Here is a 17,637-nt window from a genome sequence, read left to right as displayed (position 1 = left end):
GAAATAGGTCATTAAAAAACCTGCCATTGCTGGCAGGTTTTCTTACAGAACAATTAAAAAAAATAATTACTGATATAGAGGATTTTGAGTTACGTTGGGATTACCCAAAACTTCATTTAAAGGAAGTGGTAAAACGTAATCTTTAGCTTTTAAGGTACGATCAACATTGTATTGATCAATAAAACTTTGAATATAATCTCCTAAGTAATCCTGAGCACCACCAAAGGTACTTTTACGCTTAAGTTCAGGATAGGTTTCATTTTCCATAGCAAACTCAAGTACACGCTCGTTTACAATTGCATCTCTCAACGCTGCCTGTCCTAAACCTGATAAAAATGGAAGACCTGCACGCTCACGTACTAAGTTAATTCCGTAGTAAGGATCGCCTGTGCCACTCTCGTTAGCTGCTTCAGAATGACCTAAAAGAACATCAGCATATCTCAAATAAACGATGTTTTTCTCATTTGCATAAGGGTTAGTTAGACCTATTTCTGTGTATTTAGCAGAGAAACCACTTGAGAAAATTAATTCGTCAGGATTATTAGGATCTGCATCTACAGGAACAAGACCACCAGTTACTCCTAAATTATAAGGTGCATCTTTGCTCCATCTTACAACTGGGCGCTCACCGGCTGCATTTAAAGCAGGTCTTGTTGAAGGATATTCACTAATAAAAGTACCAGCTATACGCTTATCATTTACATCATAGCGCTCACGAAAAGCTCGTGTGCTATTAAGCCAATGCCAGCCCACACCACCTAAATCATTAGGTAAATCTCTAGGTACAAAGTGTGCATGGTAATTTTGATATTCATTAGGATTTGCACTAGCAGAAACTTGTGCTTCAAAAATACGTTCTCCGCTGTTTTCTGTTGCAACCGCAAAGTTATCTGCGAAGTCTGTAAATAGACTTATACCAGACTCATCAATAATAGTCTGAGCGGTTGTGTAAGCAGGACCCCATTTTTCATCCTGTAAATAAGCCTTAACCAGTAAAGCCATCGCTGCCCATTTAGTTGCTCTTCCTGAATCTTCGCCAGTATAGGATTCTGGTAATATTTCTGCAGCCATCATCAAATCTGATTGTATTAGGTCTAAAGCTAGACGCTTACCATTTTCATTAGATGGTAAATCTTTATCATCAATAGATCTTGAAGTCTTAACAGGAATATCATCAAAGTAACGTACAAGATTGTAGTAGTAAAAAGCTCTTAGAAACAAAGCTTCAGCTTTTACACGATCTATCTTTGCAACATCTGGCACACCCGCTTCTTTAAGCTCATCTGCTTTTTCAATAAGCGTGTTTGCTCTATTGATGTTTTCATAAGAAATTCTCCAGTATCTACCTATGTAGAAATCTGCAGGATCTACGTTTCCGGTTTGATAGGCTAGTGGGCCTTTTTCATAGCCTACTTGATACCCTACTAAACATTCAAATACAAATCTATTGTAGTAGTGATTTTCCCAGTCTCTACCGGTACCTATACCATCATATACAGCATTAACACCAAGTTCAAGCTGATCTGCTGTTTGAAAAAAGTTTTCCTGAGTTGTAAAATCTGGATTCTCTTCAAGGTCTGTACAGCTAACCAAAGCTGTCGCCACTACAAAAGCGTAGAGCAATTTTAAAGGTTTAAATTTTGAATTGTTTTTCATAGTTCAGCAATTTTAAATTAAAATTCTAAGTTAACACCCATTGTAAATGTACTTGAGCGTGGGTAAGCATCATAATCATCACCTCTATTTAGGTTGTTTTGACCGCGGTTGTTTACCTCAGGATCAAATCCGCTATAATTAGTAATGGTAAGTAAGTTTTGACCACTTACATAGAAACGTAGTTTGCTTATATTTTCATTAAAGTTAGGTAATGTATATCCTAACGATAAGTTTTGTAAACGTATAAAAGAACCGTCTTCAATAAAGTAATCAGAATCTCTGTATGAGTTTGCAAAATCTCTACTTGCATCAATTATAGGACGTGAAGCATCTGTATTTGTAGGTGTCCAGGAGTCTGTTAAAATTGTGCTTAACTGATTGATACGTTGTACACCGTCACCTAATTCTGATGCCTGTAAGTTACGTACATCAAAACCTTGTGAGCCTCTAAAGAAGATACCTAAATCAAAATTCTTATAATTTAAAGTAGAGTTAAGACCCCAGGTAAAATCTGGATTAGGATCACCTATTATTACGTAATCGTCTGGTGTAATCTCACCATCTCCGTTAGCATCGCGGTATCTTGGGTAACCTGGTTTATCACCAGATCTGGAAGCATTATTAGCGATTTCATCTTCAGATTGAAAAATACCTACATAGTCATAACCTCTCCATACACCAATAGGATTTCCTGCTTCTACCCAGCTACCGTCAACACCTAAGTGACCACTTGTAGTTTGAGAGAAAAATGGAGTACTGTCACCAAGACTGGTAAGTTTATTTCTTAGGAATGATATGTTACCTGCGATGTTCCATTTAAAATCTTCAGTGTTTACCACATAACCATCTAAACCTATTTCAAATCCTTTATTTTCTAAAGAGCCTGAATTTTTTAGGATAGATTCAAAACCTAAACTACTTGGGATAGATACAAATAGCAATAAATCTTCTGTAGTATTGCTGAAGTAATCAAGTGTTAAATTTAATTTATCATTAAAGAATGATGCATCAAGACCTATGTTTCTCATCGTTGTAGATTCCCACTTTAAATCTGGATTTCCTAATCTTCCGTCTGCAAGACCAAGAGCGTTACCACCATTAAATACGTAATTAAACTCACTAAGGTTTGCAAGAGAGTTATATACAGGAATTTCTGAGTTTCCGGTAAGACCTAAACTACCTCTAAGTTTAAACTTGTTCATCACGTTAGCGATGCTAGATTCTTCGTAAAAAGATTCATTTGCAAGATTCCAACCTAATGCTACAGAAGGAAAATTAGCCCATTTATTTTCGCTTCCAAAACGAGAAGAACCATCACGTCTAAAGGTAAAAGTAAATAAGTATTTACTATCGTAGTTATAGTTTACACGACCTAAAAGAGATTCTAATAACCATTCTCTTCTACCTGAAAATGGCGTTAAAACATCTGGACCGCCTTGTAAAGTTGCCTGATCAACATTTGATGCAGTAATACCACGGGTTGTCGCCTGCATATATTTGTTAACCTCTTTTTGATAGGTGTAACCTGCAACTGCGTCAATATTATGTTTTTCACCAAATTTCTTAGTATAGGTAAAGATATTTTCATTTAAAATATTACCTACATCACGATTTGCGAGTGTTAATTCACCAGAATTTTCTCTACCTAAACGTGAATTTCCAGAAGGATAAAACGTAGTTCGAGATACGTTTAATATATCTGCTCCTAAACTCGTTTTAAACTTAAAGGAATCGCTAAGATTAAAAGTAAGACTGGTTGTTCCTAACACACGATTTGTAATGTCACGATCTGTAACAAAGTCTAATTCTTGTAACGGGTTTATTGCAAAACGACCATCGTATGACGCTAGGGCATATGAACCATCTTCATTGCGTACCGGTACTGTAGGATCTAGTCCTAAAGCAGTAATAATAATACCACCTGGTCCACCACCATCTGTAGGTGCGTTATTTGATATTGCACGGTTATAAGTCCAGCTAGATGAAACATCTATAAAATCATTAAGTGCCTTGTTATCAACATTTATACGTATACCGTAACGTTTGTAATTGGTTTCTTTAATAATACCATTGTTATCGTGGTAGTTACCGGTAAGTGCAAATCTGTTATTTTCACTACCTCCGGAAAATGTTAACTGGTGATTCTGAATGATTCCAGTTCTAGTTACTTCATCAATCCAGTTAGTACCTGCTCCAAAGGAATCTATTTGTTCCTGGGTATAAACCGGGTTACCACCAGCGCTTTGCTCTAAAATATTGATGTACTGAGCAAATTGAGTACCATTTAATACATCTATAGAGTTGCTTATTGTCTGGGTAGAAAAAGACCCGTCGTAGCTAATTTTAGTTTTTCCTGCTTTACCACGTTTTGTTGTAATAAGTACTACACCATTAGAACCTCTAGAACCATAAATTGAAGTTGCAGAAGCATCTTTAAGTACCTCAATAGATTCAATGTCATTAGGGTTAATAGAAGCCATTACGTTTGTAGGCTGCCTGTTACCACCTGCACCATAGGCGCTGTTATCTGGGTAAATAGGAAATCCGTCTATAACATATAAAGGTTCACTACCACTATTAATAGAGTTAGAACCACGTATACGTACAGATACACCACCACCTGGCGCACCAGAACTTTGAGTTACCTGTACACCTGGAGCTCTTGCCTGAATAGCTTGATCTACAGAGGTTACTGGTAATTCTTTAAAAGCATCCCCGTCTATAGTAGAGACAGAGCCGGTAAGGTCACTTTTCTTAACCGTACCATATCCTACTACAATTACCTCATCGAGATCTTCAGATTTTGAAGCTAGAACTAAGTCTATTACGCTTCTACCATTTATCGAAATCGTTTGCGTAGCATAACCTAAGGTAGAAAAAGTAAGCTGTGTTGTACCGGCTGGTACGGTTACTTCATACTTTCCGTCAAAATCTGTAATAGCACCTGCGGTTCCGGCTATAACATTTACCCCGGGTAGGGGTTCTGCATTGTTAGCGTCTGTAACTGTTCCTGTAATTTTTGTCTGTGCCTGCATAAAAGCACCCGAAAAAAGAATTACAGCAATAAGTACAAATCGGTGATGAAAACTTGAGTAGATTTTCTTCATAAGAATTTGATTAATTGATTTAGTTAAAATGTAATACGGAATAAAGGTATAAAATACTTTTAATATTTTTACAAGTATTTTAAAAATTTGCAAAGTATTTTTTTAATCTATTATATATAACTTAAAATCTAAGCTAATAAGTGTGAATATGACAATTTTTAAATTTTAGTAAATTTTAGGGATAAAAATATTCAATAAGAACTTTCTACAATTCTTAAGCAGTTCTTTCAAGACTTCCCCCTAATATACTTATGCCAGAAATTCAATTTTAAATTCGAATTGTAATTCTCAATTTAAGTATATCTGTGAAATTAGGTTTAGCCTATAGTGTTCTTCACTTAATTAAAATCAATTACACGTTCTTTAAAATTGAAGTTATTGATCTCTTATAATGTACATTAAATGATTAGGACTAAAATTATTATTTCTTGATGAAATTCTATGCGGTATAAATTAACTTAAAGAGTATAGGTAACCCTATAGGTATATAGATGAATACATCAAGAGTAAGGATTTTCTATTCATAAAAATTTATAAATAGCTAAATATTAAATATTTAAGGTTTGATTAATGATTAGTTTCTAAAATTTACATCGTTGTAGTTTTAAGTGATTCCTCTATGTTTTTGAGTGATATATCCATTTAATGAACAAGCTGTCTGGGTAATTTCATTCTGTGATTTTTTCACAAGAATTTAACTATTAACCAAACAAACAATAATGGAGAAACTTAGACTTTCATTAATAATCCTAACACTTTGTTTTGTATCCAGTTCCTGGGCACAAAAAAATGTATCAGGGGTAGTCACAGATGCTAATAATATGCCCGTACCTGGGGTAAATATTGTAGTAGAAGGAACATCAAATGGAGCAGTTACCGATTTTGATGGAAATTATTCACTTTCGGTTAACGCAAACGATGTATTAGTATTTACTTATGTAGGATATACTACAGCAAAACGCACCTATACAGGTCAGGCTACAATAAATGTTAAGCTTGAAGAGAATAGTGCAGAACTTGATGAAGTAGTAGTAATTGGTTACGGTACTGTAAAACGTAAAGATTTAACAGGTTCTGTAGTTTCAGTAGGATCTAAAGACATTGAGCAGGCAAATAAAGTAGACGCAATATCTGCTTTGCAAGGTCAGGCGCCTGGTGTTGTTATTCAGCGTACCGATAATAAGCCCGGTGGAGGCGGTTTTAATATTCGTATACGGGGTGCAAGTACGATTAATTCAAACCAAACTGCTTCAAATGGTGGATTTAATCCCGGGCAAAATCCATTATTTATTGTTGATGGGATTTTCGTTGATGATATTTCGTTCTTAAACCCGGCAGATATTAGTAGAATGGACATCTTAAAAGATGCCTCTGCAACAGCGGTTTATGGTTCTCGTGGTAGTAATGGTGTAGTTTTGATTGAAACCAAACGTGGTAAAACCGGTGAATTAAAAATAGATTATAGCAATTATGTGGGGTATAAGGAGGCTTATAATTTGCCAGATATATACGATGGCCCCGGCTATGTAGAGTTATTGAGAGATGTTGCATTAGGACAGGTGTTTAACAGCACAGATGGTGATCTAAATACGCGACGTGGCGATGTAAGTATTGCAGATTATTTAGACGAGCAGGAATTGCAAAATATTGCAGATGGGGTTAGTACAGATTGGGTTGATTTACTTTTAGAAAAGGGTTTTCAAACAAATCACACCATAAGTTTAAGTGGTGGTACCGAAAAGACAACTTACGCTGCCGGTTTGGCTTATACGCTTGATAAAGGAAACTTTGCCGGTGAAGATTTTAAAAGATACAATATAAGAGGAAGTTTAAACAGTGATTTGAAAGACTGGTTAAATATTAATATAAGTAATTATATAACCACAGCTACTCAAAATATAGGTACACTTGAAGCATTTAGAAGTGCCTATCGTCTTAAGCCTATCGGTAGCCCGTATAATGAAGATGGTAGCCTTCGGTTTACGCCTATAGATAAAGAAACTCAAATAACAAACCCATTATTTGATCTACAGAACATTACACGTGAGCAAAAATTCTTACAGTATATAGGTGACATAGCTTTAAAAGTAGAACCTATTGAAAACTTAACGGTCACGTCAAAATTTTCTCCAAATATAAAATACCAACGTTATGGAGAATACAGAGGTTTATTTACTAAAAGTACAAGTGGTAATCCCGCTAACCGTAGGGCGGTAACTTCAAACTCAAATTATTTCTCCTATGCCTGGGATAACATTTTAAACTACAGTTTAGAGACCGGTGTACACGCCCTAAACTTTACAGGGGTAGTTTCACGTTTTATGGAACGCAGAGAGAATTATGATAATGAAGTACGTAATTTTACTACAGACGCTTTTACGTTCTATAATTTAGGAGCGGGTTTAAGTATTAGAAACCTAGGAAGTGGTTTTTCTAAACAAACTTTAGAATCTTATACAGGTAGAGTAAATTATACCCTTGCCGATAAATATTTATTTACTCTAACAGGTAGATACGATGGTTCTTCAATACTTTCAGATAAAAATAAATGGGCATTTTTCCCATCTGCAGCATTTGCCTGGCAAGTTATTGATGAGGATTTCTTAGCTGATCAAGAAGTTTTATCCAATGCAAAATTACGTTTAAGTTATGGCCAGACCGGTAACAATGGTCAGGGTGGTGGCTTAGGGCCTCTTGCATCTCAATCTCTTTTAGGTTCTGGCGCTACTAACCTAGGAGACTCTTCGGTTTCTACAGCATTTTTAACAGGTATTGCAAATGAAAACTTAACCTGGGAACGTACTACAGAAATAAACCTGGGAGTAGACTTCGGATTTTTAAATAATAGAATTTCTGGTTCTGTAGATGTGTATAGAAGAAAAAACACAGATATTATTTTCTTCACTCCATTACCTAATGTAACCGGTTTTGGAGGAACCTATGATAACGTAGGAGAATCTACAAATCAAGGTATCGAAGTTTCTTTAAACACTACTAATATTGATAATGGTAATTTTAGATGGACGACTAATTTCAACTTCGCTTCTAATAAAAATACACTTGATAAATTATATGGAGATTTAGATGAGATCATTTTTAACGTAAATGGTACAAATCTTATACATAGAGTAGGTGAGCCTATAGGTGCCGTTTATGATTACGAGTATGCTGGTATCTGGCAATTAGATGAAGTTGAAGAAGCTGCAGCATTTAACCAGCGTCCTGGTCAGGTACGTGTTACAGATGTAAACGGTGATGGTCTAATCACTCCAGGTGAAGATCGTAAAGTGATAGGGCAGGTTACTCCAAAATGGACCGGTGGTATCACGAGTACGATGAACTATCAGAATTTTGATTTTTCATTCTTATTAAACTTCAGTCAGGGCAATACCTATAAAAGTGTTTTCCACAGTAACTATGCCTGGGGGTATGATAATGAGCCTTCTCGTTTATTTAATGGTTATAAAACAGATTACTGGACTCCAGAAAATCCTACTAATGATTGGTTTCAGCCGGGTAACCCTGGTCAATATAGAGATGCCATTCTGTATATGGATGTGTCTTACGTAAAAGTAGGTTTTATGACACTGGGATATACCTTACCGGCAAATATGCTTGATAAGATTAAAATTAGAAACTTACGCGTTTATGCAACAGTTCAAAACCCGTTTGTATTTACAAAATATGATGGTTGGGATCCAGAAAGTGCAGGTAGAGATCAGTATGGTGCGGCTTTTATGACCCGTACGTTTATGACCGGGCTCAACCTTACTTTTTAATTACGAAATAATCTAAAATATTATAAAATGAACTATATAAATTATAAACTAATTGTTGGGTTCTTAGCACTGGGAGCACTTAGCTCTAGTTGCGACAGTTATTTAGAAGAAGAGAATAATACATCTATAAGTATTGAGAACGCAAATAATGATCCGGAAACGTTTAATCAATTAGTCGCTTCTGTTTATGAGCGTTCCCGAGAGACCAGTACCTATTACACATCTAATTTGTATTATGCGTTAGAAGATTTAGGTACAGATATCGTTACCCGTGATGCTCCTATAACAGGAACCAGTGATCTTAATGATTATGTTAACTTCAATTCTTTAAATTATGCAATTGATGTGTATTGGGATAATCAATATAGAATCATTGCAGCTTCAAATCTAGCCATAGATAATGCAGACATTATTCAAAATGTGCCAGATGATGTTAAGACTAAAGGTATTGCAGAAGCTAAATTCTTTAGAGCATACGCTTATTTTAGATTGGTAGAAAACTACGGAGGTGTACCATTAGTACTTAATCAAGTAAGTACTTCAAGTACAGAATATGCGCGCAGTTCTGAGGCTGATGTATATGCTCAGATTCTTACAGATTTACAAGATGCTCTGGCAGGAATACCCGAAACCGTAAATACTTACGGTCGTCTAACAAAGGATGCTGTTAGACATTTTACTTCTAAAGTATTACTTACTAAAGGTTATAAATCTTTTGGTTCTGATGCAGATTTTACTCAGGCAGCAGCTTTAGCAGAAACAGTTATCAGCAAACACCAGTTAGTTCCTTCGTTTAGCGATTTAGTGAGCATTACAAATCAGAGAAATTCTGAAGTTGTTTTCTCTTTTCTATTCGGAAGCAATTCAGTTTCTCGAGGATGGGGTAACTCAAGACATATGCTGTACAAATTTAGATTTTTTGATTACAAAGGTTTATCACGATCTGTAAAGGGATTAGGACCTATGCCTACACCGTTTTTCTACAGTTTATTTTCTGAAGAAGATGAGCGAGCTCAAGCAACGTATGCACGCGTGTTATACGCTACCGAAAATGAGGCGCCTATCGCTATTGGTGATACCGCAATATTTTTTCCTAAAACGGTATGGACTCAGGAAGAGATAGATTCTAAGGAATATGCAGTAATCAATCCCGGAACTTATTTTAAAAATGATGGTACCACGCCGGTTCATTACCCAATGTTTAAAAAATTTGACGATCCTAGCGTTCCATTTACGCAACCAGATCAGCCTTCTCAAGGGGAGCGTGATATGGTAGTTATGCGCTCTGGTGAAGCTTATTTATTTGCTGCTGAAGCGTACCTTCAATTAGAAAACGCAGGAGATGCAGCGGCCAGACTTAATACTTTACGCTCTAGAGCAGGTATTACAACTCCACTTGTTGCATCAGATGTTACAATAGATCTTATACTTGACGAGCGCGCCCGTGAGTTGGTAGGTGAAGTAAACCGCTGGATGGATCTTAAGCGTACCGGAAGACTTATTGAACGGGTTCTTGCAAACAACCCACATGCTGCTTTAAACAAAGCACTTCAAGAGAAACATTTATTAAGACCTATACCACAATCTGAAATAGATAATACAGGTGGTTTAATCACTCAAAATCCAGGATACTAATCATAAAATTAATTTGCCGAAAATTGTGTGTATCTAAATAGATTGCAGGCAAGCAATTGCCTGCATCTATTTTTTATACCCAGGTTAATATGGTTCGTTTTGAGCTATATTGCTGCAAAATGACGTTTCAGCCCTAATCAATATGAGCGTGAAAAAAATTAAACTTCACCAAGCATTACTTCTCGTATTAGTAACCCTTATACTGGCTTGTAAAGCAGAAGAACCCAAAGTCACAACTTCAGAAGAACTCGTAGATAAGGTATACCCACTATTAGATACCGAAAATTCGAGGTGGTTTTTCTTTTCCTCAGCAAGCAGACCTTTTGGTATGGTAAATCTTAGTCCAGATACCCAAACTAATGGGGCGTGGGGTAGCGGTTATCGATATAAGACAGATACGATTAAAAGCTTTAGTCACGTACACGCGTGGCAAATGGCAGGTCTTTCGGTAATGCCTGTAAGTTTAGATTCAATATCTCAAAAAACAATTTTCACAGATTTTTATTCCAAATTTGATCACGATAAAGAAATAATTCATCCCGGTTACCATAAGTTAGTGTTAGAGCGTTATGGTATTAATGCTCAGTTAACCAGTACAAAACGGGTAGGTTTTCATAATTATACGTTTAATAAAGATCAGGAACGGGCAATCTTATTCAATCTCAATACCCTGTTAGGACCTTGTGAAAACAGATTGGGTGTGCTTGAACTAAATGGTAAACAGGAGCTTTCAGGAAGTTTTATAATGACTCCAACTACACGCAGACCAAAACCACTTACTACGTATTTTAAAATAAAATTAAACACCCCGGTTACTTCTCTAATTAAAGATGAAGAGACAGGAAATTATCTTATAAAACTTAATACTACCTCAGATGAGGTATTAATGAAAGTAGGTATCTCATATACCTCTTTGGCAAATGCCGAAAATAATATACAGCAAGAATTGCCTCATTGGGATTTTGATCAAGTGGTTTCAGAATCAAGAACAGCGTGGAATGCAATGCTGGGAAGAATAGAAATTGAAGGAGGAAGTGAAAAACAACAGAAACGTTTTTATACAGATTTATGGCACGCACTTCAGGGGAGACGTACTATAAGCGATTTTAACGGTAATTATCCTGATAATACAGGAACAGAGTTTAGAATAGGACAGTTACCCCTTGATGATGCAGGAAAACCCTTGTTTAATCATTACAATTCAGATTCCTTTTGGGGTGCACAATGGACGATAAATACACTTTGGGGACTTGTTTACCCAGAGATAATGGATGAGTTTACTTCATCATTATTACAATATTATAAAGATGGCGGCTACATTCCGCGGGGTCCTTCGGGAGGAAATTACACCTATGTAATGACCGGAGCATCGTCTACACCCTTTATTGTAAGTGCAATTCAAAAGGGCATTGTTACAGAAAATTTAGATACTATTTATGCAGCGCTTAAAAAAAATCATATGCCCGGTGGTGCGATGAGCAAAGCAGGTTATGAACATTACACAAATAAAGGTGGTGGTTTAGAATATTATATAGAAAATGGTTTTGTACCGCATCCACTTCCAGTGCCGGAAGATGAGTATGGGATACACAAAGATGGTTCTAGTCAGACTTTAGAATACGCATATCAGGATTATACACTGGCACAGTTAGCTGAAAAGTTAAATAAGAAAGATGAATTCAATTATTTTATACGTAGATCAAAAAATTATAAAAACGTTTTTGATACAAAAACCGGCTGGATGTCTGCGAGAAGTGTAGACTTAAGTTTTAATAAAGATTTTGATCCATATCAATATGAGCACGGTTTTGTTGAGGCCAATGCTGCACAGGCAACCTGGTTTGTCCCTCATGAATTAGAGGGGCTCGCAGCGCTAATGGGAGGCAACGATTTAGCAATAGCTAAACTTGAATCCCAATTTGAACAAGCCGAAAAAATGGGCTTTACCTCAGGAACTTCTCACGATGCAGAACTGCATCCGGAATACAGTAGAATTCCTATAAATTATGGTAATCAACCTTCTATACAAACCGCATTTGTATTTAATAAGTTGGGTGCTCCACAGCGTTCACAATATTGGTCACGTAAAGTGGTAGATCGTGTATTTTCAGATTTATCGCCAGCTAGGGGATATAACGGGGACGAAGATCAAGGGCTTATGGGGAGTCTAGCAGTATTGATGAAAACGGGATTGTTTCAAATGAATGGCGGTACCGAGGCTGATCCTGAATATCAATTAGGAAGTCCACTATTCAATAAAATTACCATACATCTCAATCCCGATTACTATAGTGGGAAAACGTTTATTATAGACGCTCAGAATAATTCGGAGACCAACGTTTTTATAAACAAAGCAGATTTTAATGATAAACCGCTACAGGATTTAAACTTAAAACACAGTAATATCACCGCTGGTGGTGTATTGAAGTTACAAATGACGAGCGAAGCACACAAACCACTAGAAACCGAAGCAGTAAAAGCAAAAAGTGATGAAAATTAAAAACAAACTTTTAGGTGTATTACTAATTTTTCAGGCAATTATTTTTGCTCAGGATACAGCTACGCGGGAGTTTTCTATTTTAGATTTTGGTGCCGTTGCAGATGGTAAAACCCTCAATACAGCCGCCATTCAGGCAGCGATTGATAAGGCTTTTGAACAAAATGGAGGCACGGTTGTTTTTCCTAAAGGAACGTTCTTAACCGGAAGTCTGGTTCTTAAAAGTAACGTGCATCTAGAAATTGAAGAAGGTGGAGTTTTATTAGGAAGTACTTCACCACAGGATTATAAAAAACTTGATATGCCGGGAAGACCGGTATTTCCTAAAAAGGATGATAACTCACAACTGGCTTTACTTTTAGCGCATAAAGCGAAAAATATAAAAATAACTGGTAAAGGTAAAGTTGATGGTCAGGGATTAAAACTAGCCTTAGCAATAGATAGTTTACACCACGCAGGAATTGATATTGATACCCAATACAATTACAGACGTAATCGTCCTAACGAAACCAAACGTCCCAAATTAATTCGGTTTTCACAATGTGAAGAGGTAAGCATTACCGATTTATCTCTGGGTGCAGCAGCTTGCTGGGGACTTTCGTTTGAGTTGACCGAAAATTTGATTTTAGACAATCTTAAAATAGTAAACCGCGCTTATTGGAATAATGACGGAATTGATATCACAGATTGCAAAAATGTGAGCATTACCAATTGTAATTTAAATACTGCCGATGACGGGATCTGTCTAAAATCGTATTACCCTGATTACGCAAATGATGGAATTTTAATTAAAAACTGTACCATACGATCAAGCGCCAGTGCTATAAAATTTGGTTCTGCTTCTTATGGAGGTTTTAAAAATGTAACCATAGACAGCATACAGGTTTATGACACGTTCCGCTCTGCCATTGCTTTAGAATCGGTAGATGGTGCAGCAATTGATAATATCCAGATATCTAATATTACGGCAAAAAACACAGGCAATGCGCTGTTTATACGATTAGGAAATCGTTCTGGTGAGCAACCGGGTTCGGTTAAGAATGTGAGTATAAAAAATATGCTTGTTGAGGTCCCTTTTGGCAGACCCGATATAGATTATGATTTACGCGGGCCCGAAGTTGATTTTTTTCACAATCCTTTTCCTGCGTCTATTGTAGGTCTTGAAGATGCTGTAATTGAAAATGTAAAGCTTGAGAATATCACCGTTCTCTATCCCGGTAATGCTACAAAAGGAATGGGGTATATTCCGTTGAGTAGGCTTGAGGCAGTTCCCGAAGAACGCGCAGGTTATCCTGAGTTTTCGATGTTTGGTGAATTGCCTGCCTGGGGGTTGTATGTGCGTCACGCAAAAAACCTGAAACTTAAGAATATCAATTTCGCGCTAGCTAAAACAGATTTTAGACCGGCTTTTGTTTTTGATGATGTAAGTCAATTACAATTAGAAAGTATAAAGTTACCATATAACCTCACACAACAAATTGCATTAAAAAATGTAAGTCCTAAGCCGGAAGTAACCGATAGTATTAAAAAACATTTTCTTGTTATAGAACAGTAATACCACAACCTAAAATTGAACATATGCGACTTCTTAATACATATGCCGGTTATCTTGTATTCTTGCTTATATGCAGTTGTACTTCTCAGCAAACTAAAGAGCTTACAGAATCTGTAGATACTCCGGAATATGCGTTATTAAAACGCACCTTACCCAACCACGCAGATCAATTTATAATAGAATTAGACAGTACTGTTCAAGAAGATTGGTTTGAGATTGACTCGCATAATGATAAAATACGCTTACGCGGAAACAACGGCGTTTCGGTAGCTTCGGCATTATATTATTACATAAAAAATATAGTTCATGGGCAAATCACCTGGAATGGAACCAATCTTGATTTTCCTGAAACACTTCCGCTGCTAAGCGAAAAAATAATTAAAAAAACACCTTACGAATACCGGTATTATTTAAACTATTGCACCTTTAATTATTCAATGAGTTGGTGGGATTGGAAACGCTGGGAAAAAGAGTTAGACTGGATGGCGTTACACGGTATAAATATGCCGCTTGCCATTACCGGTGAAGAGTTTATCTGGGATAACGTATATAAATCCTATGGTTTTACAGAAGAAGATCTGAGTGGCTTTTTTAGTGGTCCGTCGTATTTCTCCTGGTTCTGGATGGGAAATTTGGACGGCTGGGGTGGTCCATTACCACAAAGCTGGAAAGAGAGCCACCGCGATCTTCAAATTAAAATTCTTAATCGAGCACGCGAGTTGGGGATGACTCCGGTTTTACCGGCATTTACAGGGCACGTTCCGGCATCATTTAAACGTATTTTTCCTAATGCAAAACTGAAGCAAACCAATTGGGGTAATGATTTTGAAGATACCTATATTCTCGATTGCGACGATCCGCTTTTTGCTGAAATCGGTAAACGCTTTCTGGAAGAACAAACCAAAATTTACGGTACAGACCATCTGTATTCTGCAGATACCTTTAATGAAAATACACCACCTTCTAACGATCCTGAGTATTTATCAAACTTGAGTAAACAAGTGTATGAGGGAATGCGTTCTGCAGATGAAGAAGCGGTGTGGGTGATGCAGGGCTGGTTGTTTTACAGTCATCGTGATTTTTGGGAAGCTCCGCAAATAAAAGGTTTGCTTGATGCGGTACCTGATGATAACATGATCATTCTCGATTTGGCTACGGAAATTGAACCGGTGTGGAAACGTACCGAAGCATTTTATGGTAAAAAATGGATTTGGAATATGCTGCATAATTTTGGTGGAAACATCAGTATGTTTGGGCGTATTGAAACTGTGGCAACCCAACCTGCAGCTGCTTTACAAGACAGCACTTCAGGTAAATTGAAAGGCATTGGTCTTACAATGGAAGCTATAGAACAAAATCCGGTTTTATATGAGTTGATGACCGATAATACCTGGAATACCGAGCCCATTGAACTTAATAACTGGCTGAAAAGTTACAATCTTAACCGCTATGGGGCTGTAAATTTTAAATTGCTTGAGGCCTGGGATATTTTGGTGCAAACGGTTTACAATGGACAAACCATACGCGATGGCGCCGAATCTATTATTGTAGCGCGCCCTACTTTTGAGGGCTATCGCAGATGGGCACGTACAAAGCTCAATTATTCGGCAGAAGATTTACTGCCTGCCTGGGATTTATTTGTTGAGGTTTCTTCAGAGTTTGAACATTCAGACGGTTTTAAATATGATGTAGTTGATGTTACGCGGCAGGTACTGGCAAATTATGCGTTGCCGTTGCAGCAGCAAATTTCATACGCCTATAAAAATGGAGATCAGGAAGCTTTTAAAATGTATTCCGGCGAATTTATAGAGCTTATAGATGATTTAGACCGTCTATTAGCTACGCGAAAAGATTTCTTATTAGGCCCATGGATTGCAGATGCGAGAAGTTGGGGAACAACACCAGATGAAAAAGCACTCTATGAGCAAAATGCACGCGATTTAATCACATTATGGGGAGGAGCTGACAATAGACTTCATGAATACAGCAATAGACAGTGGAGTGGCTTAATGACCGATTTTTACAAACCTCGTTGGGAACAATTTTTCGCCGAAGTGCAAAACAACTGGAGCGATTTTGATCAAAACCAGTTTGATGAAGCCATTAAAACCTGGGAATGGAATTGGGTAACAACCGAAAAGTCTTTTCCTGTTGAGGCCAGCGGAAATGCAATAGAAGTTGCAAAAGAATTGCACGATAAATACCGCAGTAAAATAGAGCCGCTAATCGAGAAGATGCAACCTATAACGTACGATTACTAATGGCTATGGCATCTGCATTAAAACAATCAAAACGCTTTTTATCTCTTGATGTATTTAGGGGATTAACCATCTGTTTAATGATTGTAGTAAACACTCCGGGATCTGGCGCAAAATTTTATACTGCGTTTACGCATGCTTCCTGGTTCGGGTTTACCTTAGCAGATTTGGTTTTTCCGTCGTTTCTATTTGCTATGGGTAATGCAATGAGTTTCTCGATGCCCAGATTTAAAAATGGTACTTCTGCGGCATTTTGGAAAAAAATAATTAAGCGCTCCCTTATTATTTTTTTAATAGGATATCTAATGTACTGGTTTCCATTTTTTGAGTACGGTACAGACGGTGGATTACAGCTAAAACTCATCTCAGAAACCCGAATTATGGGGGTGTTGCAGCGTATTGCGCTGTGCTACTTTTTTACGGCTATTCTGGTTCACTATTTTAAAACAAAATGGATTCTTATAATCTCTGGTGGAATATTAATGGTGTACTGGGCATTGCTTTATTTGTTAGGAACTAACGGACACGAATTAGAGATGGCAACAAATGGAATTACCTGGCTTGATCAGACCATTTTTGGCGAAAGCCATATGTATAAAAAAGACCGTATTTCATTTGATCCCGAAGGACTTTTAAGCACATTACCTGCGGTAGTAAATGTAGTAGGCGGTTACCTTGCGGGTGTATTTATAATTAAATCTGGTAAAAGTTATAAAACCATTGCACAGCTTTTAATCGCCGGTGTTGTGCTTTATGCATTGGCATTGATTTGGGAGGGGAGTTTTCCGCTAAGTAAAAAATTATGGACCAGCTCTTTTGTCCTTTATACGGTGGGAATAGACCTGTGCATAATTGCGTTATTAATCTTCAGTATTGAATTAAAGCAACTCAAAACCGGAACGTATTTTTTTACAGTTTTTGGGAAGAATCCGTTGTTTATTTACCTGTTTTCAGAGTTGTTTTTTGTGATTTTAGGACTGATAAAAACCCCGTCGGGATTGTCGGTTTTTGATTGGGTAAGTCAGGAAGTTTTTCAAAAATTAGCTTCGGGTAGTTTTGGAGCACTACTTACCGCATTTGTATTTATGCTGCTATGCTGGTTTTTAGGATATATCTTAGATAAGAAATCAATTTACATTAAAATTTAAGT

Annotated in this window: 8 protein-coding genes; 6 read left to right on the top strand and 2 right to left on the bottom strand. The window is 36.9% G+C overall.

All coding sequences use genetic code 11. From position 1 onward, the window contains the following. Positions 1-66: 66 nt before the first annotated feature. Entirely contained in the window at positions 67-1,656 is a 1,590-nt protein-coding gene (locus P164_RS06165) for a RagB/SusD family nutrient uptake outer membrane protein (protein WP_028375574.1), read from the bottom strand. Between the two features lie 17 nt (positions 1,657-1,673). Further along, entirely contained in the window at positions 1,674-4,763 is a 3,090-nt protein-coding gene (locus P164_RS06160) for a SusC/RagA family TonB-linked outer membrane protein (protein WP_081817346.1), read from the bottom strand. Between the two features lie 719 nt (positions 4,764-5,482). On the opposite strand from P164_RS06160, the gene P164_RS06155 reads away from it, so the two are divergent. From P164_RS06155 to P164_RS06130, 6 genes are all read left to right on the top strand, one after another. Next, entirely contained in the window at positions 5,483-8,542 is a 3,060-nt protein-coding gene (locus tag P164_RS06155) for a SusC/RagA family TonB-linked outer membrane protein (protein WP_028375572.1), read from the top strand. 27 nt (positions 8,543-8,569) lie between these two features. Continuing rightward, positions 8,570-10,177 (top strand): RagB/SusD family nutrient uptake outer membrane protein, encoded by a 1,608-nt coding sequence (locus P164_RS06150; protein ID WP_035899373.1) that lies wholly within the window; start codon positions 8,570-8,572, stop codon positions 10,175-10,177. A 142-nt stretch (positions 10,178-10,319) separates the two neighbouring features. After that, entirely contained in the window at positions 10,320-12,677 is a 2,358-nt protein-coding gene (locus P164_RS06145; RefSeq protein WP_051621246.1) for a GH92 family glycosyl hydrolase, read from the top strand. Then, on the top strand, positions 12,667-14,229 hold the full coding sequence (locus P164_RS06140; protein ID WP_028375570.1) for a glycoside hydrolase family 28 protein: 1,563 nt from the start codon (positions 12,667-12,669) through the stop codon (positions 14,227-14,229). The genes P164_RS06145 and P164_RS06140 overlap by 11 nt, the downstream gene beginning before the upstream one ends. Positions 14,230-14,252: 23 nt before the next feature. Next, positions 14,253-16,490 (top strand): alpha-N-acetylglucosaminidase, encoded by a 2,238-nt coding sequence (locus tag P164_RS06135; protein WP_028375569.1) that lies wholly within the window; start codon positions 14,253-14,255, stop codon positions 16,488-16,490. 5 nt (positions 16,491-16,495) lie between these two features. After that, positions 16,496-17,635 carry an acyltransferase family protein gene (locus tag P164_RS06130; protein WP_028375568.1) on the top strand — a complete coding sequence of 380 codons (1,140 nt, stop codon included), beginning with the start codon at positions 16,496-16,498 and terminating at the stop codon, positions 17,633-17,635. The last annotated feature ends 2 nt before the right edge of the window (positions 17,636-17,637 follow it).

Origin of the sequence: Leeuwenhoekiella sp. MAR_2009_132, from assembly GCF_000687915.1 — a bacterium.
Lineage (GTDB): Bacteria > Bacteroidota > Bacteroidia > Flavobacteriales > Flavobacteriaceae > Leeuwenhoekiella.
This window is presented reverse-complemented; position numbering and strand designations above follow the sequence as displayed.

Bases quoted from the DNA above. Each gene is read 5' to 3' on its own strand.
- P164_RS06165 (WP_028375574.1), bottom strand. From the start codon at position 1,656: ATGAAAAACAATTCAAAATTTAAACCTTTAAAATTGCTCTACGCTTTT.
- P164_RS06160 (WP_081817346.1), bottom strand. From the start codon at position 4,763: ATGAAGAAAATCTACTCAAGTTTTCATCACCGATTTGTACTTATTGCT.
- P164_RS06155 (WP_028375572.1), top strand. From the start codon at position 5,483: ATGGAGAAACTTAGACTTTCATTAATAATCCTAACACTTTGTTTTGTA.
- P164_RS06150 (WP_035899373.1), top strand. From the start codon at position 8,570: ATGAACTATATAAATTATAAACTAATTGTTGGGTTCTTAGCACTGGGA.
- P164_RS06145 (WP_051621246.1), top strand. From the start codon at position 10,320: ATGAGCGTGAAAAAAATTAAACTTCACCAAGCATTACTTCTCGTATTA.
- P164_RS06140 (WP_028375570.1), top strand. From the start codon at position 12,667: ATGAAAATTAAAAACAAACTTTTAGGTGTATTACTAATTTTTCAGGCA.
- P164_RS06135 (WP_028375569.1), top strand. From the start codon at position 14,253: ATGCGACTTCTTAATACATATGCCGGTTATCTTGTATTCTTGCTTATA.
- P164_RS06130 (WP_028375568.1), top strand. From the start codon at position 16,496: ATGGCATCTGCATTAAAACAATCAAAACGCTTTTTATCTCTTGATGTA.